Annotated in this window: 22 protein-coding genes; 6 read left to right on the top strand and 16 right to left on the bottom strand. The window is 69.8% G+C overall.

Translation table 11 applies throughout. From position 1 onward, the window contains the following. Positions 1-13: 13 nt before the first annotated feature. The 4 genes from OG266_RS42760 to OG266_RS42745 all read right to left on the bottom strand — a co-directional run bounded on the left by OG266_RS42760 (position 14) and on the right by OG266_RS42745 (position 4,866). Complete coding sequence (locus tag OG266_RS42760; RefSeq protein ID WP_371552241.1) at positions 14-1,573, bottom strand: alpha-N-arabinofuranosidase; 1,560 nt, start codon at positions 1,571-1,573, stop codon at positions 14-16. A 91-nt stretch (positions 1,574-1,664) separates the two neighbouring features. Further along, positions 1,665-2,489: a carbohydrate ABC transporter permease gene (locus tag OG266_RS42755; RefSeq protein ID WP_266470070.1), complete on the bottom strand. Its 825-nt coding sequence runs from the start codon at positions 2,487-2,489 to the stop codon at positions 1,665-1,667. Continuing rightward, positions 2,486-3,511 (bottom strand): carbohydrate ABC transporter permease, encoded by a 1,026-nt coding sequence (locus tag OG266_RS42750; RefSeq protein ID WP_371552240.1) that lies wholly within the window; start codon positions 3,509-3,511, stop codon positions 2,486-2,488. Before OG266_RS42750 ends, OG266_RS42755 begins: the two co-directional genes overlap by 4 nt. Positions 3,512-3,522: 11 nt before the next feature. Beyond that, positions 3,523-4,866: an extracellular solute-binding protein gene (locus OG266_RS42745; protein WP_371552239.1), complete on the bottom strand. Its 1,344-nt coding sequence runs from the start codon at positions 4,864-4,866 to the stop codon at positions 3,523-3,525. 390 nt (positions 4,867-5,256) lie between these two features. Here OG266_RS42745 and OG266_RS42740 point away from each other — a divergent pair, with 390 nt between their 5' ends. The 3 genes from OG266_RS42740 (at position 5,257) to OG266_RS42730 (ending at position 11,728) form a co-directional block, all read left to right on the top strand. Next, a complete protein-coding gene (locus tag OG266_RS42740; RefSeq protein ID WP_266470065.1) occupies positions 5,257-6,264 on the top strand; it encodes a LacI family DNA-binding transcriptional regulator in 1,008 nt (335 codons plus the stop codon). Positions 6,265-6,422: 158 nt separating this feature from the next. Next, complete coding sequence (locus OG266_RS42735) at positions 6,423-9,365, top strand: glycoside hydrolase family 2 TIM barrel-domain containing protein (RefSeq protein ID WP_266470063.1); 2,943 nt, start codon at positions 6,423-6,425, stop codon at positions 9,363-9,365. Then, positions 9,359-11,728 carry a glycoside hydrolase family 95 protein gene (locus OG266_RS42730; RefSeq protein WP_266470061.1) on the top strand — a complete coding sequence of 790 codons (2,370 nt, stop codon included), beginning with the start codon at positions 9,359-9,361 and terminating at the stop codon, positions 11,726-11,728. The genes OG266_RS42735 and OG266_RS42730 overlap by 7 nt, the downstream gene beginning before the upstream one ends. Positions 11,729-11,743: 15 nt before the next feature. Here OG266_RS42730 and OG266_RS42725 read toward each other — a convergent pair whose 3' ends face one another. Beyond that, positions 11,744-13,276: a sigma-70 family RNA polymerase sigma factor gene (locus OG266_RS42725; RefSeq protein ID WP_266470059.1), complete on the bottom strand. Its 1,533-nt coding sequence runs from the start codon at positions 13,274-13,276 to the stop codon at positions 11,744-11,746. Positions 13,277-13,440: 164 nt separating this feature from the next. Between OG266_RS42725 and OG266_RS42720 the strand changes: the two genes are divergently transcribed. Further along, positions 13,441-14,922, top strand: a complete 1,482-nt coding sequence (locus OG266_RS42720; RefSeq protein ID WP_266470056.1) for an alginate lyase family protein — start codon at positions 13,441-13,443, stop codon at positions 14,920-14,922. 110 nt (positions 14,923-15,032) lie between these two features. Here the strand turns inward: OG266_RS42720 and OG266_RS42715 are convergent, their stop codons facing one another. From OG266_RS42715 to OG266_RS42705, 3 genes are all read right to left on the bottom strand, one after another. Further along, entirely contained in the window at positions 15,033-15,728 is a 696-nt protein-coding gene (locus OG266_RS42715; RefSeq protein WP_371552237.1) for a TetR/AcrR family transcriptional regulator, read from the bottom strand. A gap of 8 nt (positions 15,729-15,736) precedes the next feature. Next, the gene (locus tag OG266_RS42710) at positions 15,737-16,633 is read right to left on the bottom strand and encodes a shikimate dehydrogenase (RefSeq protein ID WP_371552236.1); all 897 of its coding nucleotides are present in this window, start codon (positions 16,631-16,633) and stop codon (positions 15,737-15,739) included. A 100-nt stretch (positions 16,634-16,733) separates the two neighbouring features. Then, positions 16,734-18,113 (bottom strand): MFS transporter, encoded by a 1,380-nt coding sequence (locus tag OG266_RS42705; RefSeq protein ID WP_371552235.1) that lies wholly within the window; start codon positions 18,111-18,113, stop codon positions 16,734-16,736. Between the two features lie 327 nt (positions 18,114-18,440). Here OG266_RS42705 and OG266_RS42700 point away from each other — a divergent pair, with 327 nt between their 5' ends. Together OG266_RS42700 and OG266_RS42695 are read left to right on the top strand one after the other, a co-directional pair. After that, on the top strand, positions 18,441-19,925 hold the full coding sequence (locus OG266_RS42700; RefSeq protein WP_371552234.1) for a carboxylesterase/lipase family protein: 1,485 nt from the start codon (positions 18,441-18,443) through the stop codon (positions 19,923-19,925). An 81-nt stretch (positions 19,926-20,006) separates the two neighbouring features. Further along, on the top strand, positions 20,007-21,095 hold the full coding sequence (locus OG266_RS42695) for an ROK family protein (protein WP_371552233.1): 1,089 nt from the start codon (positions 20,007-20,009) through the stop codon (positions 21,093-21,095). Here the strand turns inward: OG266_RS42695 and OG266_RS42690 are convergent. Genes OG266_RS42690 through OG266_RS42655 form a run of 8 tightly spaced genes read right to left on the bottom strand, consistent with a single transcriptional unit; the run spans position 21,011 to position 26,935 of the window. Beyond that, positions 21,011-21,847, bottom strand: coding sequence for a sugar phosphate isomerase/epimerase (locus OG266_RS42690; RefSeq protein WP_266470045.1), 837 nt, complete (start codon positions 21,845-21,847; stop codon positions 21,011-21,013). The genes OG266_RS42695 and OG266_RS42690 overlap by 85 nt on opposite strands. After that, complete coding sequence (locus OG266_RS42685; RefSeq protein ID WP_266470042.1) at positions 21,844-22,794, bottom strand: VOC family protein; 951 nt, start codon at positions 22,792-22,794, stop codon at positions 21,844-21,846. Before OG266_RS42685 ends, OG266_RS42690 begins: the two co-directional genes overlap by 4 nt. After that, a complete protein-coding gene (locus tag OG266_RS42680) occupies positions 22,787-23,194 on the bottom strand; it encodes a carboxymuconolactone decarboxylase family protein (RefSeq protein ID WP_266470040.1) in 408 nt (135 codons plus the stop codon). The genes OG266_RS42685 and OG266_RS42680 overlap by 8 nt, the downstream gene beginning before the upstream one ends. Continuing rightward, positions 23,191-23,388 carry a tautomerase family protein gene (locus OG266_RS42675; RefSeq protein ID WP_371552232.1) on the bottom strand — a complete coding sequence of 66 codons (198 nt, stop codon included), beginning with the start codon at positions 23,386-23,388 and terminating at the stop codon, positions 23,191-23,193. Before OG266_RS42675 ends, OG266_RS42680 begins: the two co-directional genes overlap by 4 nt. A gap of 1 nt (position 23,389) precedes the next feature. Further along, a complete protein-coding gene (locus OG266_RS42670; RefSeq protein ID WP_371552231.1) occupies positions 23,390-24,172 on the bottom strand; it encodes a 2-keto-4-pentenoate hydratase in 783 nt (260 codons plus the stop codon). Next, positions 24,169-25,239, bottom strand: a complete 1,071-nt coding sequence (gene dmpG, locus OG266_RS42665) for a 4-hydroxy-2-oxovalerate aldolase (protein WP_371552230.1) — start codon at positions 25,237-25,239, stop codon at positions 24,169-24,171. Before dmpG ends, OG266_RS42670 begins: the two co-directional genes overlap by 4 nt. Further along, a complete protein-coding gene (locus OG266_RS42660) occupies positions 25,236-26,135 on the bottom strand; it encodes an acetaldehyde dehydrogenase (acetylating) (RefSeq protein WP_371552229.1) in 900 nt (299 codons plus the stop codon). The genes dmpG and OG266_RS42660 overlap by 4 nt, the downstream gene beginning before the upstream one ends. Beyond that, positions 26,132-26,935, bottom strand: coding sequence for a 2-keto-4-pentenoate hydratase (locus tag OG266_RS42655; RefSeq protein WP_371552228.1), 804 nt, complete (start codon positions 26,933-26,935; stop codon positions 26,132-26,134). The genes OG266_RS42660 and OG266_RS42655 overlap by 4 nt, the downstream gene beginning before the upstream one ends. Positions 26,936-26,990: the final 55 nt, after the last annotated feature.

Genomic DNA, 26,990 nt, shown 5'->3' with positions numbered 1-26,990 from the left:
CGGGGCTTCCTTCTCAACTCTGGGCGGCGGCCGACGCGTTGGCGCTGCCGGTGGCCAGGCGGATGACGTTCCAGGACAGCGGCGGCAGGGTGGAGGTCAGTACGTCACCGGTGACAGCACTGGCGTCGGCCGTGCGGGGAGTGACCCGTTCGGGGTCCGTCAGGGTGTTGCGGGCGTCGGGGTCGTCGCCGGTGAGCAGCAGATGCTCGACGACACGGACGGCACCGAGACCGCGGAGGTCCACTTCGAGCGGTAGTTCCCGGGTCAGGCCGCGGTTGACGGCGAAGACGGTGATCGTGCCGGCCTGCTCGTCGTGGACGGCCGTGGCATGCAGCAGGGGGACCTCACCGAAGCGCCCGGTGGTGTGGGTCGGGCTGTCCACCTCGACGCGCAGCACCCGGCCCCGGCCGTACTTCGACGCCTGGGCGAAGGGGAAGAAGGTGGTCTGCCGCCAGGAGGGACCGCCCGGCTCGGTCATGATCGGGGCGATGACGTTGACCAGTTGAGCGAGGGAGGCGGCGGTGACCCGGTCCGCGTGGCGCAGCAGGGCGATCATCAGTGAGCCGACGAGTACCGCGTCGGTGAGCGTGTAGTTGTTCTCCAGGAGCCGTGGAGCCTGCGGCCAGTCGTCCTGGGGACGGGACTCGGGCGGCGACTCGGGCTCGGTGTGCCAGACGTTCCACTCGTCGAAGGAGATCATCATCTTCTTCTGGGACTTGAGTGTGGCGCCCACATGGTCACAGGTGGCGACCGCCGCCTCGATGTACCGCTCCATGTCCACGGCCGAGGCGAGGAACGAGTCGCGGTCGGGGCTCTCGCCCTTCATCTCGTAGTAGGCGTGCAGGGAGACGTGGTCGACCTTGTCGTAGCACTCGGTCAGGACCGTCGACTCCCAGGTACCGAAGGTCGGCATCGCGAAGCTGGAGGAGCCGGCGACGACGAGTTCGAGGCCGGGGTCGATCATCTTCATGAGGTTGGCGGTCTCGCGGGCGACCTGGCCGTACTCCTCCGCGCTCTTGTGTCCGATCTGCCAGGGGCCGTCCACCTCGTTGCCGAGGCACCACATGCCGATGCCGAACGGCTCCTTGTTCCCGTGTGCGGCCCGGAGGTCGGACAGCTCGGTGCCACCGGGGTGGTTCGCGTAGTCGAGGAGCCGGCCGGCGTCCTCCACGCCACGGGTGCCGAGATTGACGGCCATCATCGGCTCGATGTCCGCCTTGGCGCAGAAGCCCATGAACTCGGCGAGGCCGAACTCGTTGGTCTCGGTGGAGCGCCAGGCCGGTTCCAGGCGCCGGGGCCGGCGGTCGACCGGGCCGACGCTGTCCTCCCAGCGGTAGCCCGAGACGAAGTTGCCGCCCGGGTAGCGGACCGTGGTGACGCCGAGTTCGCGGATGAGCGCGAGGACGTCCTCCCGCAGGCCGCTCTCGTCGGCGTCGGGGTGTCCGGGCTCGTAGAGACCGCTGTACACGCAGCGGCCCAGATGCTCGACGAAGGAGCCGTACAGCCGTGGATGGACGGTGCCGATGCCGAAGGCGGGGTCGAGGGTGAAACGGGCAGCGGAGGGCGAAGACATGCTGCGTCCTTGGGGATCGAGGAGGGGGCCGTTGCTTCAAGTACCCTTGTTTCAGGCGCTGTTGGTTCACGTGTCCTTGCTTCAGGCGCCGTTACTTCAGGCCCGAGGTGGAGACCCCGGTGACGAAGCCGCGCTGGAGGACGAAGAAGAGCAGGAGGACGGGGAGGATGTAGAGGACCGAGCCCGCCGCCATGAGGTTGTTGATCGGCGCCTGGTTGCTCTCGTTGACGTACTGGGTGGCCACGGCGACGGCCAGTGTGGTGTGGTCCGTGCTCAACAGCAGCGACGGGGCGATGTAGTCGCCCCAGACCCAGGTGAACGACAGCAGCATGCTGGTGGCGAGCACCGGCCAGGACTGGGGCAGGAAGATCCGCCAGAAGATACGGCCGTAGCCGCATCCGTCGACGATCGCGGCCTCCTCCAGCTCCCGGGGCATGTGGGCGAAGAACTGCCGGAACAGGAAGATCAGGTAGGGCGCTCCGGCCAGTCCCCAGAGAACCCAGGGCCAGTAGGTGTCGATCATCCCGAGCCTGGCGAAGATGATGTAGGTGGGGATGAGGGTGATCATCGCCGGCATCATCATCGTGGACAGCAGGACGCCGAAGACCAGCCGCTTGCCCCGGGCGGCCATGCGGGCGAAACCAAAGCCGGCCCAGGCCGAACTGAGGGTGATCAGCACCGAGTAGATGGTGGCGATGATCAGCGAGTTCCTGGCGTAGCCAAGGTAGTTGAAGAAGGTCAGGGCCTTGGAGAAGTTCCCGAACTGCCATTTCTCGGGCAGCCAGTGCACCGGGTAGGCGGCCATCTCCGAGTTGTCCTTGAAGGCGGTGACGACCAGCCAGCCGAACGGGCTGACGAACAGCGCGACCAGCGCGATGAGAACGAGGTAGAGGCCGGTGCGACGAGCGAGAATCATTTGTTGGTCTCCGGCTCGAAGTTGTAGAACACCGCACCGGAACTCAGCCTGAAGATCAGCGCGGTGACGACGAGGATCACGGCGAACAGCACCCACAGAAGCGCGGACGCGTAGCCGAAGCGGCCGTTGGCGAGATACTGCGCGAACACGTTGATCATGTACAGGTAGTTGCCCTGCGGCACCGAGGTGACCGCGGCGGGGCTCGGGTTCGCGGCGAGCAGCATCGGCATGATGCTCTGCAGTGCGCCGATGACGCCGGTGATGACCTGGAAGAAGATCACGGGCGAAAGGAGCGGGAGGATGATCCGCCGGAACGTCTGCCAGGAGTTCGCACCGTCGATGCGGGCGGCCTCAAGCAGTTCCTTGGGCATGTCCTGCAGACCGGCAAGCGAGATGATCATGGCGTTGCCGCAGCCCCAGAGCGTGAGCATGAGCAGCACGTACCGGGCGTAGGGATCGGCGAGCCAGGTGACCGGGCTTCCGCCGAGGAAGCCGAGGATCCCGTTGGCCGCGCCGGTGTCACGGTCGAAGACCATCTTGAAGGCCATCGCCGCGCCGACCGGCGGGAACACCGCGGGCAGGTAGAGCAGGGTGCGGTAAATGCCCCGTCCCCGAATCGGACGGTTGATCAGCACCGCGAGGGCGAGTCCGGCGATGATGCCGGTCGGCACGACGGCCGCGACGAAAATCCCCGTGCGGACCAGTGTGTCGCGGGTGACCGGGTCCGAGAGCAGTTCCTTGTAGTTGTCCAGGCCGATGAAGTGCGTGTTCGGCGAGATGCCGTCGGAGTCGGTCAGGCTCAGCCACAGCGCGTATCCCAGCGGATACAGAGTCAGGCCCAGGAAGCCGAGCAGCCACGGGGTGACGCTGAGCCAGAAGACCCGCTCCTGCTGGCGACCGCGGGCGCCGAGGCGGACGCGTGGCCGCCCGTCCGTCGGCCGGGAGGGCGGGGGCGGCTTCGCGGGCGCCTCGGCGAGCCGGCTCGTACTCGATTGATCGGTACTCGCCTGATCAGTACTCATGTGACCGGCACTCACTTGATCAGCTTCTTGCCGTTGGCGAGCTGCTTGTTGATCCCCGAATTCAACTGGTCCGCCAGCTTCGTGACGGAGGTGCTGCCCTTGATCGCCCCGGGAGTCAGCTGGTAGATCACGGCGTTCATGGCGTCCATCCGGATGTACGGGGTGAAGGGCAGCACGGAGAAGTAATCCAGCTCCTTGCTCTGCACCGCGTACGCCTCCTTCTGGAAGCCCTCGGTCTTCGGCAGGAGCGGGCGCAGGGACTTGAGCGCGGGGAGGCCGGCGCCGGTCTCGGCGCGCTTCTTGGCGGGCGCGCCGCCCAGGAAGTACTCCATCGCCTGCCAGGCCGCGTCCTTGTTCTTGCCGGCCTTGGGCATCCACAGGCCGGTGCCCGTGTAGCAGGTGCTCATCCGCTTGCTGCCGAGCTGGGGCGCGGGGGCGAAGCGCGCGGTGGCGGCGATCTTCTCGTCGGTGACGATCTGTCCGCCGAACCAGTAGCCCTGGGCCGTGATCGCCATCCTGCCGGCCTGGAACGTGGGCCAGTCCCAGCCGTTGGGGTCCGGGTAGGCGAGGGAGGGGGTGATACGGGACTTCGCCAGGTCGATGTACCAGGCCAGCGCGTTCTTGGCCGCGTCGCCCGTGAAGTCGACTTCGGAGTAGTCGTCGTTGAAGAGCTGTCCTCCGGCCTGAGTGGTCATGATCATGAACGTCTCGAAGGTGCCGCCCATGCTCAGCCCGTACGCCTTGGACTTCTTTCCGCTCGCCCCGAGTCGCTTGCCCACGTCGAGCAGCTTGTCGTAGGTCAGCGGCTCGGTCTCGCTGAGGTAGGGCTCGTCGGCCGCGTCGAACAGCGCGGTGTTGTACCAGAGCGTGTAGTTCTGGGAGTAGTCCTTCACCATCCCGTAGCGCGGCCCGCTGCCCTGCTTCTTTCCGTCCCACCGCCAGATGTCGTTGACCGGATCCAGGTCGGCGGCCTTGAGGACCGTGCTCTTGGCGAAATAGTCGTCCAGGTCCTGCGCGACGCTGTGCGAGGCGAGATACGGGGCGTCCGAGCCCTCGGCGCGCACGATGTCGGGTGCGCTGCCGCTGGTGAGCATGGCGGTCAGCCGGGTGAGGTCGTACTTGACCACCTTGAGGGTCATGCCGAGTGTCTTCTCGGCCTGCTTGATCTCGGCGGCCGTGCCCAGCTCGGTACCGCTCGACATGATGGTCAGAGTGGTCTTGCCCCCGGAGTCGCCCGAGGACACCGAGCCGGCACAGCCCGAGAGCAAACCGCCCGCGGTGGCCGCGGCGGCGACACCGGTGGAGGTCGTGAGGAACCGACGCCGTGACATCGGAGCACCAGTTGTGGACCGCATGACTGCTTCCTGCCTTTCCGGCTTCTTCGCAGGATTTCTGTTGACGGGGAGCGGGCACGGCGCGGCCGTGGGGAGGGCGCGTGGAATTCCCGCCTGACTGCGGTGGGGACGGTGGAATCGCGGGCCGTCGAGATCGGCTCCGCCTCACTCGGTGAAGGAACAAAGCTCTGTCACAGCACGGTTTTTGACCGGTCAAATGCCGCTGCGGAGTGACGTTAACTACGTGTGTCGGGAGCGTCAAGAGGTCGCGCACAACCGGTTTCTACTGCCGCCAGGAGGCTCCGAAAGGGGGTACCGGGCACCTTGACCGGTCTCCGAGGCCGCTGCAAGAATCCAGAACACAGGTCGTTTTACCGGTCAAATGAGAGGTGGACCCGCCCCGTGGTCACCATGGCCGACGTCGCGAAGCGCGCCGGCGTCACCAAGCAGACCGTCTCCAACGTGGTCCGAGGGCGCACGGTCGTCAGCCCGGAGACCAGGGCGAGAGTCGAGGCGGCCATCGCTGAACTGGGTTACACACCCAACCTGGTGGCCCGGAGCCTGTCCACGGGCACCACCATGACCATCGGCTTCATCGTGCCGACCATCGCCAACCCCTTCTACTCGGAGGTGGTGGAGGAGGTGGAGATGCTCCTTGAGGAGCGCGGTTATCACCTGTTGCTGGCCACGACCCGGGGTGACGGGGACCGCGCCCGGCGTCAACTGGCCACCCTCTCCAACCGGTCGGTGGACGCGCTCCTGGTGGCCGGCGACTTCGACATCGGCGAACAGCTGTCCCCGCGGAGCGAGTTGGAACTGCCGGTCGTTCTGTGTGCCTGGGAGATCGATCCTCCGGACACGCTGCCCGTGGTCACCATCGACTACGAGAAGGCCGGGTATCTGGCCGGGCGGCACCTCCGGAAGCTCGGGCACCGGCAGCTGGCGGTGATCGCGGACCTCCCGGCACACCGTGTCCGGGTGGCCGGCGTCCGGCGGGCCTTCGCCGAGGACGGGATCGCGGTCCCCGACGATCTGGTGTTCTCCGCCCCGGGAGCGACACCCGAGTCCGGCTACGAGGCGGCGCTGCGAGCCCTGCCGCAGCTGCGTACGACGGACCCCGTGACGGCCGTGTTCACCTCCACCGACGCCATCGCCCTGGGGGTGATGGAAGTCTTCCGGCACCAGGGACTTCGGGTGCCGGAGGACGTCTCGGTCGTCGGCATCGACGACATCCCCCAGGCGGCACACGCCCATCCGCCCCTGACCACCGTGGCTCTGCCGAAGCGTCAGATGGCCAGGGAGGCCACCGAGTTGCTGTGGCGAGGAATCGCCAACAGCAGGCCTGCGGCCCCCTCGCTGACCCTCCTGCGGCCCGAAGTCGTACCCCGCGCGAGCTCAGCACCGCCCGGCATCCACTGACTTCCGGTGCGGCGTCGAGAGCGCTGCCCCGCCCGGAAACCCCACGCGTCGAACCCTCCCCTCCCGGCGCGTGCGCCGCCATGCCCACGCACTCCCCCACTCCCCCCGTTGCCCGAAAGCGCACACCGTCCACTGCCCGAAAGAAGGCCCCCGCTGTGATGAGTGAGCCCACCGCACACGAATACCTGGAGAGCTTCGCACCGGGCCGCGGCCGCGAGCGGCCCCGAGCCGCCTTCACCTCCGACGCACCTGAACTGGATCTGACCGGACCCTGGCGCTTCCATCTGGCCGCAGGGCTGCCGCAGGTCGTCGAGGGTTTCCAGGAAGCCGGGTTCGACGACAGCGACTGGGACACGATCCCGGTGCCGTCCTGCTGGCAGATGGAGGGGCTGCCGGGCGAGCCGCGCTTCGGCCCGCCCGCGTACACCAACCAGGTCTATCCGTTCCCGGTGGATCCGCCGCACGTACCGGACGCCAACCCGACCGGCGAGTACCGCCGCGAGTTCTTCCGCCCCGACAACTGGCCCGAGGGCCGCACCCTGTTGCGCTTCGAGGGTGTCGACTCCTGTTTCGCCGTCTGGCTCAACGGCACCCTGCTCGGCGATGGCAAGGGCAGTCGTCTGCCCACCGAGTTCGACGTCACCGACGCCCTGCGACCGGGTCGCAATGTCCTCGCGGTCCGGGTACACCAGTGGTCGTCCGGCAGCTACCTCGAGGACCAGGACATGTGGTGGCTGTCGGGGATCTTCCGGCCCGTCACCCTGGTCTCCCGCCCGGTCGGCGCGCTGACCGACTTCTTCGTGCACGCCGACTACGACCACCTCACCGGCGACGGCACCCTCTCCGTGCGGACCGACGGCCCGGCCCTGCTCAACGTCCCCGCTCTGGGCATCGTCGACGCCGATCCGGCGGGACCGCACCCCGTCCCCGGCGTCGTGCCCTGGTCGGCCGAGCAACCACACCTCTACGAGGGCGAGTTGGTCACTGACGGCGAGCGGATCCCTCTGCGGATCGGTTTCCGGCGGATCGAGGTGGTGGACGGCGTCATCCTCGCCAACGGGCGGCCCCTGCTCTTCCGGGGCGTCAACCGCCACGAGTGGCACCCCGACACCGGGCGCACTCTCAGCCACGAGGACATGCTCACGGACGTACTCCTGATGAAGCGTCACAACATCAACTCCGTCCGGACCAGCCACTATCCGCCCGACTCCGCATTCCTCGACCTGTGCGACACGTACGGGCTGTGGGTCGTCGACGAGTGCGACCTGGAGACACACGGCTTCGGACTGATCGGCTGGCAGGGCAATCCGAGCGACGACCCGCGCTGGCACGAGGCGTACCTGGACCGGATGCACCGCATGGTCGAGCGGGACAAGAACCATCCCAGCGTGGTCATGTGGTCGCTCGGCAACGAGGCGGGCACCGGCACCAACCTCGCGGCCATGGCCGCCTGGGCGAAGGACCGCGACCCGGACCGCCTCATCCACTACGAGGGCGACTACAACTGCCCGTACACCGACGTCTTCAGCCTGATGTACGCCGACCACGGAGAGGTGGGTCTTCTGGGACGGGGCCAGGAAGCGGTCGCCGAGGACCCGGCACTGGACGCGCGACGTCGCCAACTGCCGGTCATCCTCTGCGAGTACGCGCACGCCATGGGCAACGGCCCGGGCGGTCTCAGCGAGTACCAGGAACTCTTCGAGGAACACCCCCGGCTGCACGGCGGCTTCGTCTGGGAGTGGATCGACCACGGCGTCCGGCGCCGCACCCCTCAGGGCCGCGAACACTTCGCGTACGGCGGCGACTTCGGCGAACCGGTGCACGACGACAACTTCTGCTGCGACGGGCTGGTCTTCGCCGACCGCACTCCCTCCCCCGGCCTCACGGAGTACAAGAAGGCCGTGGAGCCGGTGCGCATCACCGTCGACACCACGGTTGGGACGGTACGCGTCCGGAACCTGCTGCACACCCTGGACACTGCCCATCTGCGGTTCCGTTGGTCGGTCGAGGACAACGGACAGCCGCGCGGGGATGGAGAGTTGGCGCTGCCGCCGGTGCCCGCGGGCGCCGGCGGGGAACTGCTCTGGCCCGAGGCGCTCACCAAGCTCTGCGACGCCCCCCTGGAGGACGGCGAGGAGCGGTGGGTCACGGTCGTCGCGGAGCTCGCGGAGGACGAGTCGTGGGCGCCGGCCGGCCACGAGATCGCCTGGGACCAGGCTGCCGTCGTAGGCCCCACGCCGGACGTTCCACCGGTGGTCCGACCCGTGGTCCCAGTCCTCGCCAACGGCACGTACACCCTCGGACCCGCGGTCTTCGACGCCGTATCCGCAACGCTGACCGCACTGGGCGGCCTCCAAGTCGACGGCCCCCGCCTCGACCTGTGGCGCGCCCCCATCGACAACGACCTGCGCACCTGGAACGGCCCCCTCGCCGAGGCATGGCGCAAGGCCGGCCTCAACCGCCTGGAACACCGGCTGGTCGACCTCCGCCCCCACGACGGCGGCCTGGAAGTCATCACGCGCACCGCTCCCGCGGGCGCCGACTTCGCCATGCATACGGTCTTCCACTGGTCCGCCGACGCCGAGGACCCCGGCCTGCTCCAACTCACCCTGACCACCGAACCGGTGGGCACCTGGCCCTGCCCGCTCCCCCGCATCGGCATCCGCATGGCACTCCCGCACGACATCGAGACGGTCGACTGGTTCGGGCTCGGCCCCGGTGAGGCGTACTCCGACACCACCACCGCCGCCCGCGTCGGGCACTTCCACGCCGCCGTCGACGATCTCCAGACTCCGTACGTCCTGCCGCAGGAGAACGGCAACCGGCGCCAGGTGCGCCACGCCCGCCTCACCGACCCGGACGACGTCGGCCTGACCGTCACCGGGTACCCACACACCGATCTCACCGTGCGCCGCTGGACCAGCGAGGACCTCGACACCGCACAGCACACCAGCGACCTGCGCCCCCGCGACCGTGTGTACGTCAACCTCGACGCCGCGCACCACGGCATCGGCAGCGGCGCCTGCGGTCCCCGCACCCAGCCCCAGTTCCAGCTCGACGCCCGCCCGGTCACGCTGACTCTCGGCTTCCGCGCGTGCTGACGCTCTGGTACCGGCAGCCCGCGGAGGACTTCCTCGCGGCGCTGCCGCTGGGCAACGGGTCCCTGGGCGCGATGGTGCACGGACTCGTCGTACGGGAGCGGATCGACCTCAACGCCGACACCCTCTGGTCCGGCGGTCCCTCAGACCACAACGACGACGGGGCGGCCGCGCACCTTCCCGCCCTGCGCGAGGCGGTGCTCCGTGACCGCGACCATGTGCGTGCCGAGGAGCTGGCCACGCGGATGCAGGGGCCGTTCACGCAGGCTTACCAGCCACTGGGCGCCCTGCTGCTCGACCTGGACCACGGCGGGGAAGTCACCGCGTACCGGCGGGCGTTGGACCTGACCGAAGGCGTCGGCATGGTCGCGTACACCGTCGATGGCGTACGCCACACCCGCGAACTGTTCGTGTCGGCGGTCGCGGGCGTCCTCGCGATCCGACTGAGCTGTGACCGCCCGGGGGCACTGTCCTTCACAGCCCGCCTGCACTCGGCACACCCGGGATCGGCGCCGGGCGCGGTCATCACGGGCCGCGCCCCCACTCACGTGCACTTCGAGGCCACCGGCCCCGACGCCGTCACGTACTCGCCCGACGTGGGGACCGGATTCGCCGCAGGGCTTCACGTCCAGGCCGACCGGGACGGCGCTGTCGAGCGCACCCCGGACGGATGCCTACGCGTCACCGGAGCGACGACCGCCACCCTGCTCGTCGCCGCCACGACCGGATATCGGGGCTGGAACCACACCCCGCTCGGCCCGGAGTCCGGCCTGGACGCCGACGTCGTACGGCAGTTGGAGACCGCCTTCGCCCTTCCGTACGAGCGACTGCGCGCCGAGCACGCCGCCGACCACCGGGCCCTCCAGGGACGGACCGACCTGCGCCTGGACCACGACCCGGCTCTCGATGACCTGCCGACCGACGAGCGCCTCGCCGCGGTCAGAGCAGGCGCCGACGATCCGGGCCTGACCGCACTGCACTTCGCGTACGGCCGCTACCTGCTCATCGCCTCCTCCCGTCCCGGCTCCCAGCCGGCCAACCTCCAGGGCATCTGGAACACCGCGGTCCAGCCGCCCTGGCAGTCCAACTGGACCACCAACATCAACCTCCAGATGAACTACTGGCACGCAGAGACCACCGCCCTGCCGGAATGCCACGAGCCGCTCTTCGACCTGGTCGACGACCTCGCCGAGGCCGGCCGCCGCACCGCGCGGGCCTACTACGGCTGCCGCGGCTGGACCGCCCACCACAACGTCGACATCTGGCGCAGCACCAATCCGGTGCAGGGCAGCCCGAGTTGGGCCAACTGGCCGATGGGGGCGGCGTGGCTGTGCGCCCATCTCTGGGAGCACTTCCGGTTCACCGCCGATCACCGCTTCCTCGCCGAGCGCGCGTACCCGGCGATGCGGGAGGCCGCCGTCTTCCTCCTGGACTTCCTCGTCGAGGACACCGACGGACGGCTCGTCACCTGTCCCTCCACCTCACCCGAGCACCGCTTCCGGGCAGCCGACGGATCATTGGTCGCCACCGGCGCGGCGAGCACGATGGATCTCTGGCTCACCGGAGAACTCTTCGGGAACTGCCTCTCGGCGATCGGGGAGTTGGGCCTGCGCGACGAGATCGAAGACTCCCTGCGCACTGCCCGCGAACGGCTGCGCCCGGTGGCGTACGTGGCCGGGGAGCCGCTGCCCGAGTGGTGGGAGGACGTCGAGCCCGAGGACCTCGGACACCGCCATCTGTCCCACCTCTACGGCCTCTACCCGGGTTCGCTGATCGACGCCGAGGGCACGCCGGAGCTGTTCGCCGCCGCCCGCGCCGCCCTGAACCAGCGTCTCGCGCACGGCGGCGGGGGCACCGGCTGGAGCCTCGCCTGGGTCGCCGCGCTCGCCGCCAGGCTCGGTGACGGAGACCTCGCCCAGCGCAGCATCAACTCCCTTCTGGCGGGCTCCACTTCGGACAACCTCTTCGACCTGCATCCGCCGGAGCTGTTCCAGATCGACGGCAACTTCGGTGCCACGGCCGCCATGGCCGAACTGCTCCTGCAGAGCCACACCGGCGAACTACGGCTCCTGCCCGCGCTGCCGTCCGCCTGGCCGCGCGGTAGCGTCCGGGGCCTGCGGGCCCGGGGCGGCGTCGGCGTGGACCTCGACTGGCAGGACGGCGCGCTCACCGGTGCCCGACTGACCCTCACCGCACCGGGCCCTTACACGTTGACCGCCCCCACCGCCGGGCGCCTCCTGCGGGTGACGGACGGCGAGGGCCGGCCCGTCGCGGTGGACAGCACGCTCCTGCCGGGCGGGTTCGTGCGCACGGCCTTCACGGCAGTCGGGACATCGGTTCACCACGTGCGCCCTCGCCTGCGGTGACTGGCGGGGGCGCGATCAGGTCCAGGGCGCGACGACGGTGAAGGAACGGCTGGCGCGGAACGCGGTGGTGTTCTGGGCGGGGTCGACCCAGAGTTCGAGGTTGTCGCGGTAACGGAGGTAGCGACCGGGGTAGTTGTACGACTCCAGGGAGACCGACCCGTCGGTGGAACCGGGCCGGGCGCAGAAAGTGGCGTCCTTCCGGAAGACGGCCGATCCGTCGTTCGCGTCCAGTTGGATTCGGAAGGCGTAGTGGCGCAGGTATCTGCCTGAGGCGTCCTCGATCGAGTAGCAGTGGGAATCGGCCAGTCCGGTGACGAATCGGAAGGTGGCTTCCTGCTTCGCGGGCTCGGGACTGGTCGCGGCGACGGGACTGAGGAAGCCGAGATTGCCGACTTCACGCACATAGCGGCCGGATTGGTCGACCGATCGCAGGGCGTGGCGCCCGAGAAGCGTCGAGGCGGCCGTCGATGTCGGGGTGGCGGACGTCGTCGGGGTCGGCGGTGACGACGGGGTGGCGGACGATGTCGGGGCCTGGACCTGTGCCTGCGCCGCAGGTGGTCGTACGGGCGCGTCGGACCGTGTGTAGGCATACAGAGCGCCGGCACCAGCGAGGACCACCGCCCCGGCCGTCAACGTCGCCACCGGCTTGGTCGCCAACCTGCCCAGCACGTGTGCTACCCGGCCTGCGCTGTCGGGAGCGTGCGCGGTCCCACCCGCCGCCGAGGCCGAGGGCATCGACTTGGCCAGCAACAGCCCCGCCAGGCCGATCGGCACCGGCACCAGCGCGAAGCCGCCCAACAGCCCCTCCGCGGGGACCAGTTCGGAGGTGTTGAACAGGCACTGCGGGCAGTCGCGGACATGACGCGCCAGCCGCTTGCGCCACCGCGCGTTCGGCCGGCCGTCCCAGGAGGCCAGCTGCGCCTCCAGTTCCGCACAGCGCGGCGACGCGGCCAGAGCCCGCACCACGGCCCGCCCGGACTCCAGCCGCTCCTTGACCCGCTGCACCCGTACCGCGGCATGCTGCGGCGCGAGTTCGCAGGCCGCCGCGAGTTCGGCACGGGTCAGCTCCCCGGCGGCCTCCAGCCACCACAGCGAGAGCACCTCACGCTCCTCGTCCTCCAGCCAGCGGGTCGCCTCCACCGCCTCGCGCCGCTGTCCCGACAGGGCCAGCCGGAGAATGGCCAGATCGGCGAAGTCCGCCTCCGGGGCCGTCTCCTGGACAGCCTCGTCCGGCAGATCCGCCTGCGGCCGAACCTGCCGACCGCGCCACCGATCGCGGACCTGCCGTACGGCGATGGCAACCAGCCAGGACCGGAACCGCTCCGGTTCCTCCAGGCCCGACAGCCCGTCCAGGGCCCGCAGCATCGTGTCCTGGACCACGTCGTCGACGTCGCTGTGCCCGTCGAGGGCCCGCCCGACGATGTTGTAGACCAACGGCAGACAGGCCCGCACGAGGTGCTCCAACGCCTCCGGGTCGCCCGCCCGCGCCGCCACGACCACCGCGACGTCCGGCCGTTCCCGCACGTCCTGCGAGCGATCCCGTCCCACCTTGTCCCGCCCCACCTCGTCGACGAACGCCCGATGCTGACGTTCCGAAGGATGGCAGTGTGCCAGAGGCGTTCGAAACTCCCTTCCGCGGTTTCTGTTATCCGCGATCCGCCCGCACGTCTCCTGTGTGTATGCCGAATCCGACAGGAGCCAATTCAGTGTCAATGAGCCAGGACGACAGCCGACCGATGATGAGCCGACGCAGCGTGCTGCGGATCACGGGCGCGGCCACCGTGGCGGCCGGCCTCGGGACAGCCGCGGTCGGCGCCGCCGCCTCTCCCGCGACCGCCGCTCCCGCCTTCGCACATCCGGGGATGCTGCACACGCAGGCCGACTTCGACCGTATGGCCGCCAAGGTGAAGGCGGGCACCGGTCTGTGGAAGGAGGGCTACGCCAAGCTGGCGGGCAATCCGCGCGGGCTGAGCACCTGGAGGGCGAACCCGCTCGCGACAGTCATCCGCGGCGCAGACGGTGACAATGTCGCCACGCTCGCCTGGGACGTCCACGCCGCCTACCAGAACGCGCTGCGCTGGAAGGTCACCGGCGACACGGCCCACGCGGACGCCGCCCGCGACATCCTCAACGCCTGGTCGGCCAAACTCACCACGCTCGACGGCAGCGCCGACCGGTTCATCGCGGCGGGCATCCACGGCTACCAGTTCGCGAACGCCGCGGAGATCATGCGCGGCTACAACGGCTTCGACCTCGCCCGGTTCAAGAAGATGATGCTGGCCGTCTTCTACCCGATGAGCAGCAGCTTCCTCGCCAAGCACAACGGCGCCTACGACTCCAACTACTGGAGCAGTTGGGACCTGTTGAGCGTGGCGTGCGTACTGTCCGTCGGCATCCTCTGCGACGACCAGGACAAGGTCGACGAAGCCGTCACGTACTTCAAGACCGGCAAGGGCCTGGGCTCCGTCAAGAACGCCATCCCGTTCCTCCACCCCGGCGGCCTCGGACAGATGGTGGAGGTCGGACGCGACCAGGGACACGCCCTGCTGAGCGTGGGCCTGTTGGGCACCATCTGTGAAATGGCGTGGAACCAGGGCATCGACCTGTACGGCTACGACGACAGCCGCGTCCTCAAGGGCGTCGAGTACGCCGCCAAGTGGAACCTCGGCCACGACGTCCCCTTCACCTCCTGGACCTGGCACAAGGGCGCGCCCGGCTCGTGGGAGGGATGGGAGACGTTCACGGAAGCGTCCACGTGGTCCCGAGGTCAAGTGCGCCCGATCTGGGAAGGCCTCTACAACCACTACGTCAACCGCCGTGGCCTCGACGCCCCGTACGTGAGCGCTATGGCCGCCAAGGTCAGGCCCGAGGGCGGCGGCGGGGACTACGGAACCGGCGGCGGCCTCGACCACCTCGGCTTCGGCACCCTGGCCTTCACCCGGGACAAGGCGATCGTCTCCGCCACCGCGCCGACACCGTCCGCGAGTACGTCCGACACGGCGTCCACCTCCGACACCGGCGCCGCGAACCCTGCCGCCGACGCCTCCGACGGAACCCAGCCGCAGGGCGGCCGGGGCGAGGACCTCGCCGCCACCGGCACGGGCGGCATCGCCGCCGCAGCCGCCACCGGCGTCCTCGCCATCGCGGGCGGCTTCATCGCCCTGCGCCGCAGAGGCGCCCGCGGCAACAGCTGAACACCGGCCGACTCGGGCGGAATTACAGGCCGGGGCGGGTCGGCACTGTCCTGCGCGGTGCGCGCCGACAGCGCCGACCCGCCCCGGGCATGGGCCTGCAGTGGCACGCCCTACCCGATGGCGGGTTGTTCGCCGGTCGTGAGGTAGGCGATGACCATGTCGCCCAGCAGGGTCCGGTAGTGATCTCGGCGGTCCGGTGCGGTGAGGTCCCGTCCGAAGAGGGCGCCGAAGGTGTGCCGGTTCGTGATCCGGAAACAGCAGAATGCGCTGATCATCATGTGCAGATCGACGGCGTCCACCCCGGCGGTGAAGACCCCTTGTTCGCGGCCCGCGCGGAGAATCCGGTCGATGATGGCGATCACCGGGGCGTTGAGCGAACGCAGTGTCGGCGAGGCGGCGATGTGCTCGGCCTGGTGGATGTTCTCGATGCTGACGAGACGCATGAAGTCCGGGTGCGCCTCGTGGTGGTCGAAGGTGAGACCGGCCAGCCGACGGATCGCTGACACCGGGTCGAGATGCTCGACGCCGAGTTCTTGTTCGCTGTGCCGGATGCTGGCGTACGCCCGCTCCAGTACGGCCGTGAACAGCTGTTCCTTGCTGCCGAAGTAGTAGTAGATCATGCGTTTGGTGGTCCGGGTGCGGTCGGCGATGTCGTCGATGCGGGCGCCGGAATAGCCGATGCGAGCGAACTCCTCCGTCGCGGCCTCGAGGATCTCGGCCTGGGTCCGTGTGGCGTCCCGGGTACGTCTGGCAGCGGGCTGTCCCTCTGTCAGTGTCAGGGGCCGCGGGGGGACGGAAGCTGGCATGAGGTTCCTCACCGGGTGGGACTGCCGACGAGGTCGGCGAGGTCTTCGAGCATACGATCGATGTGCGGCTCGCAGCCGGTGAACAGCCGGAACGCGTCGGCGGCTTGGAAGACGGCCATGCCGCCGCCATCGAGAGTGCGGCAGCCGAGGGCGCGTGCCGTGCGGAGCAACTCGGTCTCCAGGGGGCGATACACGACCTCGGCCACCCACAGCCGTGGGTGCAGCAGCTCGGCCGGGATCGGCAGCCCCGGGTGGCCCGCCATACCGGTGGGGGTGGCGTGGACCAGGCCGTCGACGCGGGCCAGCTCGGCCGCCAGGTCAGGCAGCGGCGCGGTGCTCGCCCGGCCGGGCCCGAAGGTGCGGTTGAGAGCGGCGGCGAGGACGGCCGCGCGCGTCTGGTCGGCGTCCACGAGGACGAGCCGGTCGGCGCCGACGGTGAGCAGCGCGTGAGCGACGGCGGCCCCGGCCCCGCCCGCCCCGAGCTGCAGGACCGAACCGGTCGGTACGTCTGGCAGTCCGCGCGCGAAGGACTGGGCGAATCCGGTGCCGTCGGTGTTGTGCCCGATGGCGCGCCCGGCCCGGAAGACGACGGTGTTGACGGCGCCGATCTCCGCCGCCTCGGGCGCGAGGTCGTCCAGGTGCTCGATCACGAGTTGTTTGCAGGGGTGGGTGATGTTGAGGCCGTCGAATCCCAGGGAGCGGGCGGACTTCAGCAGTTCGCCCACGGCCGTGGCCGGCAGCACCAGTTCGTCGATGTCGATGATGCGGTAGAGCAGGCGCAGACCGTGCCGGTCCGCTTCCCGCTCGTGCAGGGCGGGGCTGAGCGAGGGGCCGATACCGGCTCCGATCAGCCCTGTGAGAAAGGAGGAACTCACGGTGGAGGGGGTCACGGTGGAGGAGGTCACAGTGATCGCGGGGTTCCTTCCGGCAATCGGAGGTTGGTGCGCCTGCGGCCGTCTGCACGGGGGCGGACGGCCGCAGGCGCGGCGGGGACGGGGGACAGGGTCAGACGGCCGTCGACTCCGCCGACTCGCGCTCGGCGGCCTGGGCCTGGCGCATGCCCGGCTTCATACCGAGCTCGGCGGTGGGCACGTTGTAGGTCTCGCGGGCGGTCAGCACGGCGATCGAGCTGACGGCACACATCGAGGCGGTGAGGATCCCGACAGCGACCCAGTTCTTGCCGTCGGAGCCGGAGAGCTGTGCCGCGTAGGTGACGGCGAATCCGGTGATGGCGAACCCGCACTGGGTGCTGATGGCCATGCCCGACAGGCGGACCCGCGTGTTGAACATCTCGGCGTAGAGCGAGGGCCAGATGCCGTTGGAGGCGCTGTACACCAGGCCCATGGTGGCTGCGCCGGCCAGGAAGATCAGCGGGTAGCTCTTCGAGGTCACGGCAGCCAGATAGACGAAAATCATGACGGCGCTGCCGATGGAGCCGATGAGGAAGACGGGCTTGCGGCCGATGCGGTCGGAGAGCTTGGCCCACATCGGGAGCGCGATCAGGGCCACCAGGTTGGCGAAGACACTGACCCACAGCATGGTGGTGCGGTCGAGGCCGACGGCACCGGTGGAGTAGGACAGCACCCAGACCCCGCCGATCGTGCTCACCGCCGCGATGAGCGCCGCCGAAGCCACCCGCAGCATGTCGGCCCAGTGGTCCCGGAGGAGTTCGACCACCGGCAGCTTGGCCACCTCGGCGCGCTCCGAGATCTCCTCGAAGGCCGGGGCCTCCTGCAGGTTGCGCCGGATGAAGTACGCGGCCAGGGTCACGAACGCGCTCAGCAGGAACGGGATGCGCCAGCCCCAGGTGAGCAACTGGTTCTCCGGGAGGGAGGCGATCGGGATGAAGACCAGGGTGGAGATGATCAGGCCGAACTGAGTCCCGTTGAGGGTGAAGCTGGTGAAGTAGCCGCGTTGGTTCTCCGGCGCGTGTTCGAGCGTCAGGGAACTGGCGCTGGACTGCTCACCCGCGGCGGACAGCCCCTGGAGGAAGCGCAGCACCACGAGCAGGACCGGGGCCAGCGTGCCGACCTGGCCGTAGGTGGGCAGGCAGCCGATCAGGAAGGTCGACAGGCCCATCAGGAAGAGCGTGAAGACCATGATCTTCCTGCGGCCGATCCTGTCCCCGAAGTGCCCGAGGAAGACGGCGCCGATGGGGCGGGCCGCGTAGGCCACACCGAAGGTCGCCATCGAGATCAGGGTCGCGGTGGCCGGGTCGTCCGGGTCGAAGAAGACCTTGGGGAAGACCAGCGCGGCGGCACTGCCGTAGATGAAGAAGTCGTAGTACTCCAGGGCGCTGCCGATCCATGCGGCGAGGGCCGCCTTTCGGTGCCCACTGGGTGGAGTCTTCGACTCCGAGGCGTCATCGAGCGAACGAGCGGTCACGTGTGCTCCTCTTTGAGTACCGCGAGTGCTCCCGTTGCGGGAACGGCCGGGGTGAGCGGGGACAGAGGGGGGACGAGCGCGGCGGACGACATCACAACTCGCTTACGGGGATGCCGTGTCGAGCGGACCTGCCGGATGGCTGGCGGGGATGGCAGCCAATTAACGTACTAGGAAGTTAATAGGGGACTGTGGGGTCACTTCCGGCCGACGTCAAGACATCCGGCGGAAATTTATTCGTCACGCTTCACCTCTTGCAGCGGAGGCGTCTCGCCGCTAGATATAACGAACCAGTGAGTACATTGATCGGCCACGAAGAGGTGGGCGCTTATGCCAGGGATACAGGTGGAGACCCTGCTGGGGCCCATCAGTGGCGCCGCGGAGGGCTGCCCGGTCCTCTCCTGGAAGGGCATCCCCTACGCCGCGCCTCCCACCGGGGAGCTGCGCTTCCGGCCGCCGGCTCCTGTCAAGCCCTGGACGGCGGTACGGGACGCCACGCGCTTCGGTCCCCAGGCGGTCCAGTTCACCCCGGCCTCCCGCGCCTCCGGCCAGGGCGTCGAGGGCGAGGAGAACTGCCTCACCCTCAACGTCTGGGCCCCGGCGGAGCCGGCCGCGCCCAGGCCGGTGCTGTTCTGGATCCACGGCGGCGCGTTCCTGCACGGCAGCGGCGGTCTCTATGACGGCGCGTGGCTGGCCGAGGTGTGCGACGCGGTCGTGGTGACCGTCAACTACCGGCTCGGCCCGCTCGGTTTCGTCGACCTTGAGCACCTCGGTATCGCCGACACCGCCAATCCCGCACTGCGCGACCTGGTCGCGGCCCTGGAGTGGGTGCGCGGGAACATCGCCCCGTTCGGCGGCGACCCCGGCCGGGTGACGCTCTCCGGCCAGTCGGCCGGCGGCATGCTCACCACCACCCTGCTGGCGGTCCCGGCCGCCTGCGGGCTGTTCCACCAGGCCCTGGTGCTCAGCGGCGCCGCCCGCAACGTCCACACCCCGGACCAGAACGCCGAGGTAGTCGACCGCTTGCTCACCGCCCTGGAGACGACCGCCGACCGGCTGGCCGACGTGCCGGTCCGGGCGCTGCGGGACGCCGCGGCGCACGTCGTGGCCGGCGCGGGCGACGAGGTGCTGCGCGGCGACGGCTTCTGCCCCGTGGTGGACGGCGCCGTGTTGCACCAGGCGCCGCTGGCGGCGGTCTTGAGCGGTGAGGCCCGGCACCTCCCGGTGTGGATCAGCCACGTCAGCCACGAGATGGACATCTTCCTCGGCCCCCCTGCCGCCCCGGTCCTGGCCGGCACGGACAGGGCCGGTCAGGCGGCCCTCGGCGAGCAGCGCTGGGCCGAGCTCGGGAAGGCGTACGTGTCCCTCCCCGAGGCCGGCCGCGACCCTCAACTCGACCTCCTGGACGACACGATGTGGCTGATCCCGGCCATCCGGCTGGCCGAGGCACAGCACGCGGCCGGCGGCCAGGTCTGGTTCAGCCGCTTCGACCACGTGCCCGGCCTGCCCCCGTACGACCGGCTCGGCGCGACCCATGGCGCCGACAACCGCTGCCTCTGGGCCCGCCCGCCCGCCTTCAACAACCTGGCCGGCCTGCCGCCCGCCCCGCCCATGGGCCCGGCCGACCTCGCCGTCACCGCGACGCTGCACCGAGCGGTGCGGGCCTTCCTGCACACCGGCGCCCCCGACTGGCCCCGCTACGAACCGGAGGACCGCGCCACGATGATCCTCGACGACCGGCCACGGATCGCATACGACCCCCGCCGCGAACGCCGCCTCCTCTGGGCAGGCCTGCCCGAGGACGCCGCCCCCTGACCCTCTCTCAAGATCGGCCGGAAGGGGCGATACAGGTACGGCCGACCGTCCGTCCCTTACCCTGGGCAGGGAGGCGATAGCGTGGCGACGGCCGGGTCGAAGTACGTGGTGCAACGCCTCGACGGGGTCCGTCAGGCCAATCTCGCGGTCGTGTCGCGCACGATCGACCGCCTCCGGATCGCATCGCAGACGGCGATCTCCGACGAGACCGGGCTTGCAAACGGCGCCGCGGCGAACCTGCTCGCGGAGCTCCGCCGGATCGGGCTGGTCGAAGATACGGAGATCGCCGGGACCGGCACCAGGGGACGACCCCGCCGGGCGGTGCGGCTGGCTTCCCGCTTCGCGCTGGCGGTCGGAGTCGAGGTGAGCGTCGAGGCAGTCGCTATCAGCGTCCGCGGTACGGACGGGGTCGAGTTGGCGAACAGCTACGCCCGCCAGGAGCGACGGCCGGACTCGCTGCCCGCGGCGGTGCTCGATGTCCTCGCGGAGTACGAGAAGCTACTCGGCACGACCGGCCTCCCGCCGCTCACGGCGAGCCTCGTGATCGCGCTTCCTGGCGTTGTGGCCTCACAGCACCTGCGGGTGCCGCCCTTCGGGTGGACCGACGTCCTGATCCCGGATCTCATCCGAACCGCACCCCCGACCGTCCGACGGCTCGCCTTCCTCAACGACGGTGACGCGGCCGTGATCGCCGAGGCCGCCCTGCGCCCGGAGGTCGAGTGTGTGGCCGCGATCCACGGCAGTGACGGCATCGGCGGCGGGGTCAGCCTGAACGGACGGCTATTCTCCGGTGCCGGCGGGGCCGCCGGGCAGTTCGGGCATGTGGTCATCGAGACCAGTGGGCGACCGTGCCACTGCGGCAACCGGGGCTGTCTGCGCCAGTACATCTCGACCACCGCATTCGCGGAGGATTTGCAGGAGGGGGCGACGCTCTCGGAGCTGGGTCACCGCGGTTACGCAGCGGATCTCGCCACGCGCGCGCGTCAGGGTGACTCGGCGGTCTCCGAGCGGGAACGTCGTGGATATGTCCGCGCTCGCCGTCGGCCGGCGGACGGCGAGCGGGCAGGAGCTGCGGGCCGGGGCGTTCAGCTCGCGGGAAGCACCCCAAGAGCCTTGGACGCCTTGGTGAAGGCCAGCGCCGCCATCTCGTCGACCGGGAGGTCCCGGTAGCCGGGGTAGTTGACCTCGATGCAGTACGGACCGCGGAAACCGCGTTCGTGCAGGCCCAACAGCAGTCCCTGGACGTCCAGTTCACCGTCGCCGGGCAGCAGGCGCCCTTGTCGTGCCTCGGTGAGGAAGTCGCCGTCCACGACGCGGCCGTCATTGAGCTGGACGGCCACGATCCGGTCGGGCGGCAGACCGTCGAGGTCGGCCAGGCTGGAGCGGGTGTTGTAGAAGTGCCAGACGTCGATCATCAGCCCGGCGTTGGGGGCGCCGGAGGCCTCCACCACCGCGCGGGCGGTGGCGACGTCCTTCAGCCCGGACCAGGGAAACGCCTCGACCGCGACACGCAGCCCGTACGCGGCGACACGGTCGCAGATCGTACGGAGCCTGGCACCCGCCGCCGCGATGTCGAGCTCGTCCCCGGTGAACTCGCCCGCCGTGACGTGATGCGGCCGGAACGCCCGGGCGAGCGCGCCCACGGCTGCGGCGGTGTCACCGCCACCGGTGCCCGCCGAGGCCCAGCCACTGAGGAACTCGATTTCCCGCAGGGCGAGTCCGTGAGTACCGAGCACGGCACGCATGGACGCGTCGCTCGCCCCGGCGACCCGCATCAGCCGGTAGTCGTCGGTGTGCAGGCCGATGCCGGTGAAGCCTGCGGCGGCCGCCGCGCGGCAGCGCTCCGCGAACGGCACTCGGGCGGGTTGCGCGAAGCCCGCGCCGGACAGGGTCACGAAGCTCGCGGTCAGCTCCCGCGTCATGGCAGCACCGGGGTGGCGTGGGAGTGGAAACTCGGGGGCACGTCCAGGCCCCAGGCGGTGGAGCGGCCCTGGCCCTCGGTGGTCCAGGTGACCGGCTCCCAGTCGGGGGCGAAGATGTGGATGCCGCCGGAGAACACCTCGATGCGGTTGCCGCCCGGCTCCAGGACGTAGAGGAAGAAGCCCTGGGTGCGCGAGTGCTTGGCCGGGCCGAACTCGATCTCGACACCCAGTTCGCAGAAGATGTCGGCGGCGCGGAGCACGTCCTCGCGGTTCTCGACGGCGTACGCGAGGTGGTGCAGCCGCCCGCTGACGCCGGGCACCGGTTCGCGGGTGATGGCGAGGTCGTGGGCCTTGTTCATCAGGCTGAGCCAGGCGCCGACCTCGGGCTGGCCGGGCGGGATCAGGTGCTCGCGGAGCTTGAAGCCGAGGGCCTCGCACATGATCTCTCGCGTGCCCGGTACGTCGTTCGCGAGGACGTTGATGTGGTCGATGCGCGCCGCGCCGACTCCCCGGGTGACGGAGGACTGGGGCTGGTTGGGCAGGTAGGAGGCCTTACCCGTCGGGGCTCGGTACTTCTCGGTCTCGTAGTAGAGCTCCATGCGCTGGCCGCTCGGGGCGATGAAGGAGTACGCCTTGCCGTGCCCGAAGTCCCCGTCGATCCACTCCCCGTCGACGCCGCGTTCCTCCAGCGCCGCGGCCCGGCGGATCAGGGCCTGCGGGCTCACCGCGCGCCAGGCGACATGACCGAGGCCGGCCCGGTCGGCGGCGGTCAGTTTCAGGGTCGTCAGGTCGTGGTCGCCCCAGGCGCGCAGATAGGCGCTGCCGCCGGATTCGTGCACCAGGTCGAGCCCGTAGACCTCGGTGAAGAAGGCCAGGCTCTGGTCGTACACGGGGGTCAGCAGCTCGGCGTGGCCGAGGTGGGCCAGTTCGTAGAGCGGCTCAGTCACGCTCGTTCTCCTTCGCCTTCTTTTCCAGCTCCGCGATGTCCGCCAGCACCTGGGGGCCGCGGTTGATCGCGGAGAATCCGGTGAACAGGAACGCCAGGTCGATGACGGCGTGCAGCTCGTCCCAGCTGGCACCGGCCCGTAGCGCGGCGAGGCCGTGCAGCTTGGCGGCGTCGCTGAGCTTGGCGTGCAGGATGCCGAAAAGCACCAGCTGGACGGTCTTCTGGTCCAGCGCCTCCGGATACATGACCATGTTGCGCAGTCGCTCCTGCGCCAGCAGCAGTTCCGGGTTGTCCTTCTCGGACGCCTCGAAACGGGAGGCGACGCGCGGCGGGACGAAGCCCAGCATCCGTTCGTACGTCGCCCGGAAGTCATCGATGCTCTCGGGGCGGTCATCGCTCATTGGGATGTCTCCTGTTCTGCCTTGGTGATGTCGCCCGCAGCCCAGTGCTCCGGCGGGATTTCGTGGACGAGGACTCGGATGGCCCCGTCGGGGGCGTCCAGGGAGTCCCGTACGGCGGCATGCACCTGGTGGATGAGGTCGCGGACCATCGAAGGAGGGCGTCCGGCGACGATGCTGATCTCGACGAGTGGCATGTCAGGCCCCGACCACCCGCAGGGTGCCGAGGTGGGTGAATTCGGCGCTGATCTCCCGTCCGGGCTCGACGAAGACGGCGTCGGTGAGGCCGCCGGTGAGCACGATCCAGCCGGGCTCGATGGCGATGCCGCGCGCGCCGAGGGAGTTCGCCGCCAGCGCGAGTGCCTCGGCGGGGTGGCCCTGTACGGCGGCGCCTGTCGCGGAGTCGGTGATCTCGCCGTCGATGCCGAGCAGGCAGCCCTCCAGCGCGAGGTCGAGACCCTCGGGCGGCAGGCCGGTGCCGCTGACAACGAAGCGCGACGACGAAGCGTTGTCGGCGACCACGTCGGGGAGGGTGAACTTGAAGTCGGTGAAGCGGCTGTCGATGACCTCGAAGCCCGCGTGCACGCTGCGGACGGCGGCGAGCGCGGTCGCGGCGGTGACGCCGGGCCCCTCAAGCCGCTTCCCCATGACGAAGACGATCTCCGGCTCGACGCGCGGGTGGATGAGATCGCCCATCGGGACCGGGACGCCTTCCGGGAGCACCATCGCATCGGTGAGCCAGGCGGTGAGCGGGGAGTCGATACCCATCCGCTGCTGCTTTGCGCGCGAGGTGAGGCCGAGCTTGACGCCGACCACCTGTTCGCCGCCGGCAACCTTGCGCTGGAGCAGCGCGTCCTGCACCTGGTAGGCGGTCGGCAGGTCGAGGTCGGGCCAGTCGTCGGTGATCTTGCCGCCGTCCCTGCGGTCGGTCTCGCGGCCGAGCAGCTCCGTGACGGCGCGGTCGATGGTCCAGTCGCTCATGCGGGTACGCCTTCCGAGGCCTTGGCCGTTGTCGTGGCGCGGGTGGAAAGGTCGATCGCCACGTCGATGATCATGTCTTCCTGGCCGCCGACGTACCCGGCCTCGCCGACCGCGCGCAGGATGGCGTGGGCGGGCACCCCGTAACGGTCGGCGGCGCGCTGCGCGTGCAGCAGGAACGAGGAGTAGACGCCGTGCCTGCCCTGTTCGATGGCCGGGCGGTCGGCGATGGGCAGCCGGGGAATCAGCGGGGTGAGCACCTCGTGCGCGGCGCGCAGCACGCCGTCCACGTCCAGGCCGGTAGGGACCCGCATCCGTTCGAAGACGGTGGCGAGCAGCTCGGTCGGCGAGTTGCCGGCGCCGGCGCCCAGCGCGCACAGGCTGCCGTCGATCTGGAGGGCGCCCGCCTCGTAAGCGGCGATCGAGTTCGCAACGCCGAGCGAGAGGTTCTGGTGGCCGTGGAAGCCGATCTGGGCGTCGTCTCCGAGCTCGGCGGCCAGCGCCGACACGCGGTCGGTGACGTCGGCGGGCAGCAGCCAGCCCGCGGAGTCGACGACGTACACGCACTGGCACCCGGCGTCGGCCATGATCCTGGCCTGCCTCGCCAGCGCCTCGGGACCGACCCGGTGCGAGAGCATCAGGAATCCGACGGTCTCCATGCCCAGTTCGCGAGCGGCCCCGAAATGCTGGACGGAGACGTCCGCCTCGGTGCAGTGGGTCGCCACCCGTACGATCCCCGCGCCCGCGTCATGGGCCCGGTGCAGGTCCTCGACGGTACCGAGGCCGGGCAGCAACAGGACGGCGATACGGGCCTGGCGGGCTTCGGCGACGGCCGCCTCGACGAGTTCGATCTCGTCCGTGTGTGAGAAACCGTAGTTGAAGGAGGACCCGGCGAGACCGTCGCCGTGGGTGACCTCAATGACGGTGACGCCCGCGTCGTCCAGGGCGCGGGTCACGGCCCGTACCTGGTCGACGGTGAACTGATGGGCTATCGCGTGACTTCCGTCGCGCAGCGTGGTGTCGGTGATGCGTACGGCCGGTCGGGGGTCCGTGGTCGTGTCCGCGGTCATCGGGTCACCGCCTTCTGTCGCCGGCTGATGAGTTCGCCGACGCGGACGGCGGCGGCGGTCATGATGTCGAGGTTGCCTGCCCAGGGCGGCAAGTAGTCGCCGTTGCCGCGGACTTCGAGGAATACCGCGACCCGGGCTTGCCCCTTCCACTCGGGGCGCGGGTCGTCGAACTGCGGCTCGGAGCGCATCTGGTAGCCGGGTACGTAGACCCGTACCTCCTCGACCATCCGTTGAATGGACTCGGTGATGGCGTCGCGGTCGGCGTCGGCGGGAATGGCGCAGTACACCGTGTCACGCATGATCATCGGCGGGTCGACGGGGTTGAGGATGATGATCGCCTTGCCGCGTCCGGCGCCACCGACGGTCTCGATCGCGTGGGAGGTGGTCTCGGTGAACTCGTCGATGTTGGCGCGGGTGCCTGGGCCGGCCGAGCGGGAGGCGATCGAGGCGACGATCTCCGCGTACGGCACCGGCACGACCCGGGAAACGGCGGCCACGATCGGGATGGTGGCCTGCCCGCCGCAGGTGATCATGTTGACGTTCGGTGCGGCCTGGTGCTCGGTGAGGTTGACCACCGGGCAGACGAAGGGGCCGGCCGCGGCGGGGGTCAGGTCGATGGCGGTGATCCCGGCCTCGGTGTAGCGGTCGGCGTTGGCCAGATGCGCCTTGGCGGAGGTGGCCTCGAAGACCAGATCGGGCAGCTCCGGCCGGCTGAGCAGCCAGTCCACGCCTCCGGCACTGGCTTCGACGCCGAGCTTCTCGGCTCGGGCCAGGCCGTCGGAGGCGGGGTCGACGCCGACCATGTAGCGGACGTCGATGTGCTCATTGCGCAGCAGCTTGACCATCAGGTCGGTGCCGATGTTGCCGGGCCCCACGATGGCGGCGGTGGCGGTCATGCGTCCTCCCCCTGGGTGCGGGCGAATCGTGCGGTGACGGTGCCCAGCCCGCCGAAGGTCGCGGTGACCGAATCACCACCGGCGACGGGCACGGCGGCGCAGACCGAGCCGGGCAGGATGACATGGCCCGGCTCCAGGGTTACGCCGAGCCGACCCACCGTGTTGGCCAGCCAGACCAGGGCGTTCAGCGGCGAGCCCAGTACAGCGCCCCCGGCACCGGTCCCGACGACCTCGCCGCGCCGGGTCAGTACGCAGCCGGACAGCCGCAGATCGACCGCACCCACCGGGACGGGGCGGCTGCCGAGCACCACGCCGCCGGCCGACGCGTTGTCCGCGACCGTGTCGATCAGGCCGATCTTCCAGTCCCGGATGCGGGAGTCGATGATCTCCAGGGCCGGCAGGACGTAGTCGACCGCCGACAGCGCCTGCGCGGCGTTCACCCCCGGGCCGGTCAGCGGCCGCTTGAGTACGAACGCGATCTCCGGTTCGACCTTGGGGCTGATGAACTCGTCCAGTCCGATCGGCAGGCCCTCCAGATGGAACATGGACTCCATCAGATGCCCGTAATCGGGCTGGTCGACGCCGAGCTGGCGCTGCATGGCCGCCGAGGTGAGCCCGACCTTGTGGCCCTGGACGCGCTGCTCGTCCTCGGTCCAGGTGCGGACCTGCTCAAGCTGGATCGCGTAGGCGTCATCGACCGTCAGCCCGGGGTGGGTCCGGCTGACCGGGTCGATCGGCTCGCGGCTGCGCCGCGCGGCCAGCAGCTCCTTCGCGACCACGGCGTGCGTGGCTTTGTCCATCTGCGGCTCTTTCCTCGGGTGATGGGCGATCTCCTCGCAGCATGTTGCGCCAGGT

This window comes from Streptomyces sp. NBC_00554, from assembly GCF_041431135.1.
GTDB lineage: Bacteria > Actinomycetota > Actinomycetes > Streptomycetales > Streptomycetaceae > Streptomyces.
The sequence above is the reverse complement of the archived record's forward strand: the minus strand, read 5'-3'. Positions and strand labels throughout refer to the sequence as shown.